General features: G+C 33.7%; 9 protein-coding genes. All 9 read left to right on the forward strand.

The features are described 5' to 3' along the window. Positions 1-153: 153 nt before the first annotated feature. The 9 genes from BXU11_RS06220 (at position 154) to BXU11_RS06260 (ending at position 14232) form a co-directional block, all read left to right on the forward strand. The gene (locus tag BXU11_RS06220) at positions 154-1782 is read left to right on the forward strand and encodes a P-loop ATPase, Sll1717 family (protein ID WP_078211371.1); all 1629 of its coding nucleotides are present in this window, start codon (positions 154-156) and stop codon (positions 1780-1782) included. 335 nt (positions 1783-2117) lie between these two features. Next, complete coding sequence (locus tag BXU11_RS06225) at positions 2118-2675, forward strand: hypothetical protein (protein ID WP_078211372.1); 558 nt, start codon at positions 2118-2120, stop codon at positions 2673-2675. A 186-nt stretch (positions 2676-2861) separates the two neighbouring features. Then, entirely contained in the window at positions 2862-3554 is a 693-nt protein-coding gene (locus BXU11_RS06230) for a potassium channel family protein (RefSeq protein ID WP_078211373.1), read from the forward strand. A 451-nt stretch (positions 3555-4005) separates the two neighbouring features. Then, on the forward strand, positions 4006-4893 hold the full coding sequence (locus tag BXU11_RS06235) for a CorA family divalent cation transporter (protein ID WP_078211374.1): 888 nt from the start codon (positions 4006-4008) through the stop codon (positions 4891-4893). A 72-nt stretch (positions 4894-4965) separates the two neighbouring features. Continuing rightward, a complete protein-coding gene (gene hemG / locus BXU11_RS06240; RefSeq protein WP_223253678.1) occupies positions 4966-5517 on the forward strand; it encodes a menaquinone-dependent protoporphyrinogen IX dehydrogenase in 552 nt (183 codons plus the stop codon). Between the two features lie 438 nt (positions 5518-5955). Further along, complete coding sequence (locus BXU11_RS06245) at positions 5956-8058, forward strand: glycoside hydrolase family 97 protein (protein WP_078211375.1); 2103 nt, start codon at positions 5956-5958, stop codon at positions 8056-8058. Between the two features lie 347 nt (positions 8059-8405). Further along, positions 8406-9416 (forward strand): LacI family DNA-binding transcriptional regulator, encoded by a 1011-nt coding sequence (locus BXU11_RS06250; RefSeq protein ID WP_078211376.1) that lies wholly within the window; start codon positions 8406-8408, stop codon positions 9414-9416. A gap of 197 nt (positions 9417-9613) precedes the next feature. Further along, a complete protein-coding gene (locus BXU11_RS06255) occupies positions 9614-12706 on the forward strand; it encodes a SusC/RagA family TonB-linked outer membrane protein (RefSeq protein WP_024981211.1) in 3093 nt (1030 codons plus the stop codon). 17 nt (positions 12707-12723) lie between these two features. Next, a complete protein-coding gene (locus BXU11_RS06260; RefSeq protein WP_078211377.1) occupies positions 12724-14232 on the forward strand; it encodes a SusD/RagB family nutrient-binding outer membrane lipoprotein in 1509 nt (502 codons plus the stop codon). The last annotated feature ends 35 nt before the right edge of the window (positions 14233-14267 follow it).

Below are 14267 nucleotides of genomic sequence, written 5' to 3' on the forward strand. Positions count from 1 at the left end.
ACAGCTGTTTTGAGCTAGCTGGAATTTAGTAGAATTACCGTTTCACATCATATTTTCGTTAAACCGAAAATTGAGCGGTTACGCATTTCCAGCCATCTCAAAGCAGCAAAACGTTGGCAGAAATATTACCAATAAAACACACAAACATAGTTGATGGATAAATATAATAAAGCAATACCCGAATTTGATTTAAAAAAAATTGGATGTATTAATTTCGGAAATTTAGAAGGTGAAAAAGACACAAAACTTTCAAATTCATTTTTTATAACTGACTCAATATTAAATTTAATACAAGGTAGATTTAATTATGTATTATCTCCAAAAGGGGGTGGGAAAAGCGCAGTTTTTAGAGCATTGAATGAAAAATTATTAGATTTTTCAGATTTTTTCGAATACCATAAATACAGTATTGTACCTATAAATAATGCATTTGTATTTGAAACAGATTATTTGCCTACTGAAAAATTTAAAATAGAAGATAACAGAAAAACATATACCTTAAGTTGGGCGTTATATTTCTTAACAGAACTGATTAATGATATAAAGACAAATCACTCTGACAAGCAAAATTATGGGACTTTTATAAAAAAAGTTGCTCGTGTTGAAGAATTGAAAGAAAATTTCAGACTTTACAATATTGTCGATATAATCAATAATTTTAATTTAGGATTGACCTTTTCTGTTAGTGGTTTACCAATAGAAATGTCTCCAACAATAAAAATTACTGAAAAAAAAGACAGACTTGTTCTTAATAATTTGTTTGTTGAAATAAATAAATTTTACAAAGAGAATAATTTAACATCACTAATCTTAATTGATAGATTGGATAATTTTGTTAGAAAAGAAGCATATCATATACAAAAGAATTATATACAAGGTTTAATAGATTGCATTGAAGAAATTTCTATTCTTGAAAATATCAATCCAATTCTATTTATTAGAACAGATTTATTCTACGCTTATGATATAGATTTTGAATACGATAAAGTAAAAGAAAGAACAATTGAATTAAATTGGAGTGAAGATGAAACCTTAAATTTTATTGTTTATCGTTTACTTTCAAATAATTATATACATCACAATTATGGGGAATATTTTCATTTTGTTATTGAAGAAGGATTTTCTGGAAAGCACCGACATACAAAAAATGATATTAATGGACTTTGGAAAAAATTTAAAAATCTTTTCAAAAACGATGAGGTTAAATATGATTTAAAAAGAACACTAGGCTACACTATTGCAGAAAAATTTATTAGATTATTTTTTCCTAAAACAATTGGAGAATCAAATACTGATTTTTGTGTTTGGATAACTGAAAGCTTAAAAGATTCAAATTCGTTTGTCAATCCAAGAGTTGTAATTTACTTTTTTAATCAACTTTTTGAATTACAAAAACAGTTTTATAAAGATAATCCCATTGATGTAGATGTCAAATTAAAAGCCTTAAATAATACTGACGAATACCATTTTGATATATTCAAACAAGAGGTTATCGAACAGGTCTATAATAAAGTTAAAAATGACGAATTAAGAAATATATTGAAAATTTTGAAAAACAGTAATTCTCAATCAATTTTTAAAGAAATTAATTTAAGAACGTTGAATAAATCAAGATTTTTTTATGGAGATATAAATGTAAAAAAGTTAGGCGTTCAAAAAGAAGAATATGATAGAGTTCTTAAATATTTATCATTATTAGGATATTGTAAAGAAGTTGAAAAACAGATTTATGAAATTCCTAAGATTTACAGATATGAAATGACTTTACAAACAATCGAATAAATACTTCTACCAACACACATGGCTGTTGCACAACTAAAAAAAAGATTAAATCTAACTTTTAATTAATTTTTCAAAACTAATTTAGTTCTATAAATTAATGTATTACGCTTTGAGCGATTTAAAAAACCAGAATATTAGGAGGAAGTTTTAGTTGTGCAACAAGCACACACGCTGTAAACAATTCGGGAATTAGGCTTAATGTAAAAATGGTTTTGTACTTGGAATATTGTGATTAACTGAAACAATAAGAATTATTAACCCTGACCATCGCCTACTAGCAAACCGTTATGCAACATTTTAGAAAAACATCCCCAACTAAAAAACAATAGAATTAAATGAAAAAAAGCTTATTTATTTTAACATTTGGACTTTTATCAACCTTGAATTATGCTCAAGAAAAAAACAACATTGAAACTGAAAAAGTTTTCCGTGTAAATTTTTTAAATCCAGCAATTGAATTGGAAATTCCAACAGGACAATACTCAACTTTTTCTTCAGCTCTCGGAGTTGGTTATGGTGGAGGATACCCTGATTTGACTTATGGTGGAAGCGGATTTATTTATATAATTAGTCCATTTGCGGATTTTCAACAAAAATGGTTTTATAACCTGAATAAAAGAAACGGTAAAAACCGAAATACGGAAAATAACTCTGGAAATTTTGTATCGTTAAGATTTATAACACGTGGAAATTCAATAGCAGAAAATGTAAATCGGACTTCAGATTTTGATTATGCATTTGGACCAACTTGGGGAATACAAAGAAAATATGGAAAAAATTTTCACTTACTGTTTGACGTTGGACCTCAATACTATTTTGACACAAATGGAAATGGAAATATTTGGCCAATTATGTTACAACTGAATTTAGGATTTGACTTAAAAAGAAAATAAAAATTGCTGGTAATACAAGCTACAAGCGATTTGGATATTAGGCTTAAATAGTAAGTTGGTTTTGTATTTAGGATGATTTGATAAATCCGAATAATGGGCTTAATTTAGTCCCAAACTGCTTGTCGAACGGGAAAGTTAGCTCTAATTTTATCGTAAAAAAGAGAATTCAAATTAGCCAATTAGAAAATGATTCAACTAAAAATATTGAAAAAAAAAATAATTATATTTCATTCAAACCATAGTTATGAAATTTTATTAATTGCTTTGCTTTTCCATCTATATGGAAGTGTTTTTTTTACAGATTTACATTTCTATGGAACTTACGTAAGAATAATAAACACGATTATTCTTTATTTTGCATCAACAAATAGTTTTTTTCAAAGAAAAAATAAAATATCCCAAACAAATAAAATTATTATATTTACTACACTATTTCTTAATTTAAGTTTACTATTATTTGATGGAAATCAAGTATTAAAGGTAATTAGAGAGTTTTCATATTTAATATTTCTAAGCTTAATTTTATACAACACAGCTGTTTTTCTATTTTCTCCTCATCGCCTTGATAAAGCATTAATTTCTGCATCAATATCAGGATATTTATTAATAATTGAAATTGCTGTTAGAACTTTTATGATTTTTTACCAATCAAACAAGAATCACATTTTAAGCAATATTGATTTCAGTTACCACACAAATACATTTATTGATACAGTATATTTTTGTACTGTTACAATAACAAGTATTGGTTATGGAGATGTACTTCCAATTTCTCATAACGCTAAAATGGCAACGTCTTTATTAGGTCTTACAGGTCAATTTTATTTAGTAATCATTATGGGAATAATGGTAAGCAAATTTATATCCAAAGAAAAATAAATAAAAACATATGAATATTTTGAAACTACAATTAAAAGAATTGTAACTATTCAGTTTTTCGGGACATTAATTGCCTCCAACTTTAGTTGGAGGGGTGAAATTTTAAATATTTAAAGGCTTTAGCCAAAATCAGCTGCTTTTATTTGGCTAAAGCCAACACAATCCATCCCAATAACTCCAGCTAAAGCTGGAGCCAATTGAAAGCACGACAACCTGAATAGTTACAAAGAATTTTAGTTAGAACTGTTGATAAAACAATTTCAAACGCTGTAAGAAATGTAACATATAGCGCAACAGATTATAAAAACACACACCAATAGCTACTCCTATTGTAAATCATCACAAAGCCTTGTAACTTTTTTATATATTCGTATCCAAATAAATATTTGTAATGCGTTTCATATTGGTTTCTTGATTTTTCGATGAGCGCATCTATTCACACCAAAACAAAATGACACCACCCACCCAAAAAAAAATACAATTCGACAACTTTGTTTGGATAGACATTTGCCAACCTAGTCAAGAAAATCTAGACCAAATTGCCAAAGAATACCAGTTGGATTTTTTTCAAATTAAAGACAGTTTAGAGCGAGGCCACTTGCCAAAATTTGAAAAGCAGCCCAATTATAATTTTTTAATTCTTAGGGCTTTTACGCCGAGAATGGCCAGTAAAGCTACTACTATCAATGAATTGTCGCATAAAATCGCATTTTTTTACAACGGACACAAAATCATCACGGTGCATCGCAGTCCGTTTGCATTTTTGGAAACCGTAAAAAAAGACCACAAAACACCCGAGGAAATTTTGATTTATTTGATACATAAAATGGTAGAAACCTATCAAGTCCCTTTGAACGACTTGGACGAAAAAATCATTCAAATCGAAAAGACGATTTTCCTGCAAGACTATTCTAAAATCTCCTTGGAAGAACTGTATTTCTTGAAAGCACAAACGCGGATTACCAAAAAGTTGTTGCAGATATTTCAAAATGTCATTCACCAACTCGAAGTGAGCGAGTCCTCCAAAACCGCTTTGCAAGACATCAAAGATAAGCTGCTGAGCTTGCTGCTCAATTATGACGAAGTACTCGAAAACGCCAACAATTTATTGAATACCTTTCTTTCGGTTAACGCTCAAAAAAGCAATGATGTGATGAAATTGTTGACCATCTTTTCGGCTTTCTTTTTGCCGCTAACGTTTATTGCAGGAATTTATGGAATGAATTTTGAGCATATGCCCGAACTAAAATGGCCGCTCGGCTATTTCATGACACTGGGCGTGATGGTCGTCATTGCTTTGGTCATCTATTTTTGGTTCAAGAGAAAACGGATTCTTTGAGGCATCATTCCGTTGCAAACTTTGAATTTTGAATCAAAACAAAATAAAAAAACGGAGAACAACTATTAAACCATGATGATGGACGAAAAACCTAAAAAAGCAACGCAAATCCTGATAATTTTCGCCTCGGTTGATGGCATGACACAACGAATTTGCGAATCAATAGCGCGTGTTCTTCAGCAAGATCAATCCAGTGTAACGTTGGTGTCTGTTGATGAATACGATGCTGAAATAGCGGATTTTGATAAAGTTTTGATCGCTTCGAGTATTCGGTACGGCAAGCATCATTCCAAAATAACTACTTTTATTCAGGACAATGCCACGCTTTTGAATGCTAAAAAATCGGCCTTTATTTCGGTGAATTTGGTCGCTCGTAAAGTAGAAAAGCGCACGGCCGACACCAATCCGTACGTGATTAAATTTTTGAAAAATATTTCTTGGAAACCCGCACGAGTTGCTGTATTTGCTGGTAAATTAGATTATCCTCACTATGGTTTTTGGGATCGAATCATGATTCAATTGATCATGCGATTGACCAAAGGCCCAACGGATCCGAAAACAGTCATAGAATATACCGATTGGGATCAAGTAGACGCTTTTGCGCGATCTTTTTCTGAATGGTAAGACCAATTTTGACCCTTTTTTAGTGCTATTTTTTTCTTTTTAAATGAGGGCGATTGTTGTTTTTTGCAAAGAAAAAAAAGCAGGAATAAGCTTTGGCCAAATCTACTGCTACAAGTTCAGTATTGAATAATTCTGCGATGGAGAAAGGGTAAATTGTTGGAGGAGACTTTTTTTAAACAACAAAAAACTTTCGAAGTGGAATTTCAAAACATACTTTCAAAAACGGAATGCCTTGTTGTTTTTTAATGATTTAGTATTCAATTGGTTACGCCTTCTGTTGTTTTTTATTGATAATTACTTCAAAATTTTACTAAAAAAAGCCTGAGTTTTAAAGTTTTGTTAAATAATGGAGCTTTGTTTATGAAATCGATAATTTTATGAAAAATCGGAATATTTCTTCTTTCCGTAATTTGTTTAATTTTTCTTCCCCAGTCGATTATGAAAAAAATAGTAGCACTAAGTCTGTTTTTAGTATTGTTTATGCCTTTGGGTTTTTCACAAGTTTTGCAATCTCCCAACAAGGATTTGGCACTTTCCTTTGCATTAGATGAAAAAGGCACTCCTGTTTATGATTTGTCCTATAAAAATAAAACAGCGATCCAAAAAAGTAACATGGGTTTTGTGATTCAAAAAGACATTCTTTTCAATCAAAACTTCGAGATTCAAAAAGTATCTTTTACTACCGAGCATTCAAAATGGGAACCTGTTTTGGGCGAACAAAAGGAAATTACAAACCATTACAATGAAATGAAAGTGGAGTTGCTACAACCCAAAAGCAAAAGGTTGTTGACGATTTACTTTCGATTGTTTGACGATGGCTTAGGCTTTCGATACGAATTTCCGGTGCAACCAAATTTGAGACATTTTATGATTCAGGAAGAAACAACCGAGTTCAATTTGGTGGGTAATCATAAGGCGTTTTGGATTCCTGGGGATTACGATACCAACGAGTACAAATACACCACTTCTTTAATATCTGAAATTCCAGGATTGTATGAGGCTTCTTCAAAAGAATCTTTAGCGGCTCAATCCAGAATTAAAAATGTAGCTGTGCAAACGCCCTTGATGATGAAATCAAAAGACGGATTGTATATTAATATTCACGAAGCGGCTTTGGTGGATTTTCCCGCTATGGCTTTGAATGTTGAGGCTGCTAAATTTGGATTATCGTCACATTTAACGCCAGATGCTGTAGGCAATAAAGGCTATGTGCAAACGGGTAAAAAAACACCTTGGCGAACCATTATTGTTAGTGATGATGCCCGTCAGATATTGGCTTCCAAAATGATTTTGAATTTAAATGAGCCTTGTGCTTTGACAGACGTTTCGTGGATTAAACCCGTGAAATATGTTGGGGTTTGGTGGGAATATTTTACTGGAGGCGGTTCCACTTGGGCGTATAGCAATGACCAAGATGTAAAGATTGGAGAAACTGATTTTTCAAAACTAAAACCCAATACCACACACGGTGCTAACACTAAGCATGTGAAAGAATATATCGATTTTGCTTCAGAAAATGGTATCGACGCAGTATTGGTAGAAGGTTGGAACGAAGGTTGGGAAGACAACACCGCTTTCAAAAAAGAAAAAATCTATAGTTTCACGAAAGCATATCCTGATTTTGATGTATCAGAACTTCAAAAGTATGCAAAGGCTAAAGGCGTGAAAATGATCATGCATCACGAAACCACTTCGTCTACCATTGATTATGAGCGTCAGTTGGCGGCTGCTTTTCAATTTATGAACGATCATGAGTATGATGCTGTAAAAACAGGTTATGTAGGGCCAATGATTCCAAGAGGCGAACATCATGATGGTCAAATGATGGTCAATCATTATTTGCATGTTGCAAAAGAAGCCGCGAAGCATAAAATTATGGTCAATTCGCATGAAGCGGTGCGCCCAACAGGATTGCATCGTACGTATCCGAATTGGATTGCACAAGAGTCGGCTCGTGGTACCGAATTTGAATCCTTTGAAGGAAATAATCCCGATCATACCACTATTTTGCCATTTACCCGATTGATGGGAGGGCCGATGGATTACACACCAGGGATTTTTCAAGGTGATTTTTCGGTATACGGTAGCAAAAAAAATAAATTGAGTACAACTTTGGTCAAACAATTGGCTTTGTACGTAACGATGTATAGTCCGTTGCAAATGGCTGCCGATTTACCTGAAAACTACAACCGATTTAAGGATGCTTTTCAATTTATTAAGGACGTAGCTTTAGATTGGGACAGTACCACTATATTAGAGGCTGAACCCGGAGATTATCTTACTATAGCTCGAAAAGCCAAAGGTAAGGACGAGTGGTTTGTAGGAGGTATCACGGATGAAAAGGCTCGTGAAGCGTTGATTGATTTCAGTTTTTTACCCAAGGGGAAAACCTTTACGGCTACCATTTATGCCGATGCTAAGAATGCCGATTATTTGAACAATCCGCAAGCCTATACCATTAAGAAGATTAAAGTAAAAAGCACGACTCAATTAAAACAACGTTTGGCCAAAAGTGGCGGCGTAGCTATTTCGATTCGATAATAGCTGAGACAAGTGGTTTGATAAAAGCGATAAAGTAGCAGTACTTTGTCGCTTTTTTTTATTGTTTCTTTTCAAGGACTCTTTTTCAAGGGGAAAGATCCGAATTATTATTTTTTTAAGATTCTTGTTAACTCATTATTGATATGTAAGCAAATTGATAAAAACGGGATTTATTTTTTTTCTATGCTGTTAAAATCATTTATTTTATTTAACACAACTCCGTTTATTTATCCGAATAATGCAATTTTATGTAGAAATATTTAGGAAAATCTTTCCCTAAAACGTTTTTGTATTGAAAAATTAGTTGTATGTTTGTGTGGAGGTACTAAAAGAAGTATTTCACAATTATGAAAAAAACTACCATTAAAGATATAGCAAAAGAAGCAGGAGTCTCGGTTTCAACCGTGTCATTTGTGATGAATGGTAAGGGCAAAAAAATGGGGATAAGTGAGGCTGTTATTTTAAAAGTTCAAAAAGTAGTTTCGGAATTAGGGTATAAGCCCAATGTAAATGCGAGTAGTTTGCGAACTGGAAAAACGCAAAGTATTGTTTTTTTGGTAGAGGATATTTCGAATCCTTTTTTTTCCAGTTTTGCCCGTGTGATAGAAGAAGAAGCGAGTAAGTATGATTATCGTGTTTTTTATTTTAGTACGAATAACAATGATGAGTCCACAAAGGTATTGTTGAAAAGATTGGTACAAGAAAACGCCGATGGATTTGTGATTACGCCTACGGAAAATTTGCAAGACGAAATCGATATGCTACTTCATGATAAAAGGCCAGTAGTACTCATTGATCGTTTTTTTGAGGGACAAAATGTAAGCCATGTTATTATTGATAACTATGACGGTGCTTTTCAAGCTACGAAAGTTTTAATAGATAAAGGGTGTAAAAAAATTGCCTTAGTGACCACTTTGCATGGAATGGTTCAAATGGAGTTACGAAAATCAGGATATATTGATGCTTTGAAACAACATAGTGTTTTTGATCCGAATTTGATATTGATTACTGATTTTTTAGAAAAAGAAGAAGATAGGGTAAATGATATAGTGACGTTACTTCAAAAGGATAAAGAGATAGATGGTATTTTGTTTTTGTCTAACTATTTAGGATTTGCTGGATTATTGGCCATGCGAAAATTAGGTTTGCAAATCCCCAAGGATGTTTCTGTTATTTGTTTTGATGATGTAGATAGCTTCAGAATTCATTCCCCAGCTATTTCAGTAGTAGCACAACCTATTGACGAAATGGGAAAAAAAGTGGTGGACTTGTTGATGGCTCAGATTAAAACACCAGAAAGTTATCAAGTTGAGAAACTATTTGTAAAAGGAAAATATATTGAGAGGGAATCGGTTTAAGGCTATAAGTAGCCCCTCTTTTTTTAAAAAAATGCAATTCAATTGCATTTTTTTAAAAAAAGTTTACTAAAACGTTTTAGCGAACTTTTTAAAGCCAAAAAAAACAAGTGTAACATAAAAAAAGAGATATGAAAAAATGAATTAAAAACAGAATCAATTTTTAAAATAAATCAAAACAAAAAACAAATAGTAATTTTATGAAACGAATAGGAATAGTTTTGTGTTTTATTTTGTTGGGTTGCTTTAATGCAATGGCCCAAAATAGAACGATAAGTGGAAAAGTGAAGGATCAACAAAACATGACCGTAATAGGTGCAAATGTGAAAGTAATTGGTCAATCATTGAGTACGGTAACTGATTTTGACGGGAATTTTTCTTTGTCAGTACCTGCCGAGAGTGTGAAACTTGAAGTGTCATCTGTAGGTTTAAACACCTTGGTGTACACTGTAGACCCATCTAAAAACAATGTTGTTATTGTTTTATCTGAAAGCGTAACTCAATTAAAAGATGTGGTAATTACTTCGATGGGAGTAAAAAAACAAAGAAAAAGTTTAGGATATGCTGTTGGTGAGATTAAAGGAGAAGATTTAACTAAGACTAAAGAGGTAAATCTAGGAAATGCATTGCAAGGTAGAATAGCGGGGGTAAATGTTTCTGCTCCGGTAAGTGGTCCTTCTGGATCGAGTCGTGTGGTGATTCGTGGGGCAACTTCTGCTTCTGGCTCTAACCAACCTTTGTATGTAATTGACGGAATTCCAGTAGATAATACGCAACAAGGTAACGCTGGACAATGGGGAGGAAATGACAAAGGAGATGGTATGTCTTCTTTTAATCCAGATGATATTGCTTCGATGTCTGTAATGAAAGGGAGTGCGGCTTCTGCTTTGTATGGATTTAGAGGATCTAACGGGGTAATTTTAATTACGACCAAAAAAGGAAAATCTGGTAAAGGAATTGGTGTTGATTTTAGTACCAATATTACCATGAGTAATGCTATGGATTTATTAGAATGGCAAGATAAGTACGGTGCAGGTCAACCTAATGCTTCTGGTGTTTACGAGCGTTTCCCTTCTACAGATCAAGTACAAAATAGTTTCTTTTTTGCTTGGGGAGACCGTTATGATGGTACAGCTGCTGCATCTATTGATGGACAAAGCAGACCGTATCAAGCGTATGGTAAAAATAATGTAAAAAATTTCTACAGAACAGGTTTCAATATGGCCAACACTTTGGCATTATCTGGTGGGAACGAAACCTCTAATTTTAGATTGTCTTTAGGAAATACTAAAAACGAATCTATTATGCCAAACAATGATTTTGGAAGAACGAATATTGCTTTTAATTACAATGCAAATCCTAACGAGAAAATCAATATTGAGACCAACGCACAATACATTATTGAGAAAACCAATAATAGACCTTATTTGAATGATGGTCCAAGAAATGCAGCTTTCCCAGTGGTATTCATGTCGCCTTCTACAGATATCAGATGGTTAAGCAATCCATTTGACGCTAAAGGTGGAGAATCGGATATGTTAGGATCTAATCTTTACATGACACAACCTTATTTTGCTACTGGTGTAGATTTGAATAATGATTTGAGAAAGCGTTTTGTAGGTTCGGCCAAAGTAAATTATAATATTACCGATAAATTATACGCAAAAGGGGTAATTGGTATTGATGATATCAATTACGAATACGAAGAAATTGAACCAACGGGTATTGCTTATAACCCAGGAGGATCTATTGAGAACAGAATTGAAAACCGTTCTGAGGTAAATGCTTCGGCTTATTTAGGATACAAAACCGATATTGGTAAAAACTTTTCACTAGATGCTTTTGTTGGAGGAAACATGCAATACAATAGATTTAGTGGGATCAAAATGAAAGGAAATAATTTCATCATACCATTTGAGTACTTTTATGGAAATACTACTCCAGAAAGAACTGAGAAATTGTTTTCTGAAAGTGCTGTAAATTCACTTTTTTACTCAGCTGATTTTGGGTATAAAGACTACTTATTCCTTGGTCTAACAGGACGTCAAGATTGGTTCTCTACCTTGGATCCTTCTAGCAATTCTATTTTTTACCCTTCAGTAAGTTCAAGTTTTATATATTCTGAAGTATTAAAATTACCAGAATGGATGTCTTATGGTAAAGTTAGAGTAGGTTGGGGTAACGTAGGTGGTGCCTTGCCAGATGCTTATGCTTTAAATTTAGCGTACTCTGCTCCTGATGGACAAACCATCATCAACGGGCAACCGGTACTTGGAATCAACAGTGAAAGTGTGCCTAATAGTAAATTGAAACCTTACAATGTAAGCACGATTGAATTTGGTTTCGAAAACACCTTTTTCAATAATATATTGAGTACCGATTTGACTTTTTATCGCAAAAAGACTACCAATGATATTGCCGATGTAGATATTTCATCAGCAACAGGATTCAAAAGAACCAAAATTAATGTGGGTGAAATTCTAAACAAAGGGGTTGAATTTGCCGTAAATACTAGAGCGATCAAAACCGATAATTTCTCTTGGAATATTGGTTACAACATTGGCTACAATGACAACCAAGTTTTAAGTTTATCCGAAGGAATTACTACTAAAACACTTGAAGGTGGTAGAGACGGTAGAGCTTCTGTAGTTTTAGAAGTTGGACAAGCCTTTGGAACGATCAAAGCGTATGATTACATGAGAGATGCCAATGGCGAAATAGTATTGCAAGCAGATGGTAGATTTGCAAGAGGTGAATTAATCAATTGTGGACCTGGAGTTGCACCAGTATCGATGGGTTTCACTAACGATTTTAAATACAAAAACTTTACCCTTTCTGTTTTGATTGATGCCAAATTTGGTGGACACATTTACTCAGCGACTAACCAATTGGGAACTCGTTATGGATTGACAGAAAAAACATTAGAAGGTCGTGAAACAGGTATTCAAGTTTCAGGAAAAGATATCAATGGAAACCCTGTAAATAAAACGGTTTCGGCATACAATTACTGGAGAAGTTACAGCGATGTGTCATCCAACTTTGTGTACGATGCTGATTTTATCAAATTAAGATCGATTTCTTTCAACTATAACATGCCACAACGTTACTTCAAAAACACAGGAATTCAAGCCTTGAGTTTGGGAGTATCTGGACACAACTTACTTACTTTATACAGCACGACTCCAAATATTGACCCAGAATCGAATTATTCTAACAGCAATGCGCAAGGTTTAGAAAGAGCCTCTATGCCATTGACAAGAAATTTTGGATTTAATTTGAATGTTAAGTTTTAATACAAAAAAAGAACAAGATGAAAAATAAATTAATACCCTATATCGGTGCGCTTTTGCTTGGTGTATTTAGTTTAAGCTCATGCGACAATGGGTTTGAAGACATGAATGAGAATCCTAATGCGGTACTTAAACCAGATCCAAAATCAATGTTCACCTTAGCCGAGGTATACATGAATGGTCAAGATTTCTCGCACACTAGAACGAATAATTTGTATACCAGCCAGTTTGTGCAATACTTTGCTTCACCAGGAAGTTCAGGCTCTATTTATGTTTGGAGTGGTTCTTTGAGTGGCGCAGTATTTGGGGAAACTTACGGGAAAGGTTTAAATCAAACCTTTCAATTACAATCCGTAATACCTCAAACAGACGACTACAACAACATGAATCAGGCGTGTCGCATCATGAAAGCCTATATGTTTCAACGATTGACCGATGCCTACGGAGAGATTCCTTACTTTGAAGCAGGTAAAGGATACAATGGACTTCTTTTTGCCCCAAAATATGATACTCAAAAGGTTATTTATGATGATTTATTGAAAGAGCTAGACCAAGCCAGCGATGCCTTGGACGCTAGTAAACCATTTGTTGGAAATGCCGATTTGTTTTACAAAGGCGATATCGCCAAATGGAAAAAATTCGCCAACTCTTTACTTTTAAGAGTAGCGATGCGTATCTCAAATGTAGATCCTGCTTTATCGAAACAATATGTGGAGAAAGCGGTAGCCAAAGGAGTTTTTACTTCTAATGCAGACAATGTGGTTTTACAACATGAGCTTAATCCTCAAGGGGTAAAAACCAATCCAATTACTTCTACTTGGGCGATCAAAGAAATAAATGGTGGAGATTGTAACATCAAATACAGTAAAACCTTTATCGATCAGTTAAAAAATAACAACGATCCAAGGTTACGAATCTTAGCTAAATTAGAAGGCTCAGGAGATAATACTCCAGCGAAGCAACAAGGTTTAGATAATGGTGCGTTAGAGTTTCCAAATGGAGGAAACAAGAAATTAATTTCAGATCCTAACACGTCTACCGTTTTACGTACTGATGCTCCAACGATCATCATGCACAACGCCGAAGTACAATTCTTATTGGCCGAAGCCGCTCAAAAAGGATGGGACGTTAAGGGTACGGCCAAAACATTCTATGAAGATGGAGTAAAAGCTGCCATGCAAATGCTAACCGTTTTTGGTAATAAAGTGCCAGCGGTAACCGATGCAGAATATACAGACTACATTACCGCTCATCCTTTTGATGCCAATAAAGCTTTGGAACAAATTGGAACTCAAAAATGGATTTCTTTATTGTTTAATGGGTACGAAGCATTTGCAGAGTACAGAAGAACAGGTTTCCCTATTTTAACTCCTGTGAATCATCCAGGTAGCGAAACCAATGGAACTATTCCAAGAAGATTAATTTACGATCAATCAGAGTTGATCACTAATGCAGCCAATTACAGAGAGGCGATTAAACGTCAAGGACCAGATTTGTTAACAACAAAAATTTGGTGGGACAAGAAATAATTCAATAAAAAAATAATAAGCTGGGTAATCTCTTT

This window comes from Flavobacterium sp. LM5 (assembly GCF_002017945.1).
GTDB lineage: Bacteria > Bacteroidota > Bacteroidia > Flavobacteriales > Flavobacteriaceae > Flavobacterium > Flavobacterium succinicans.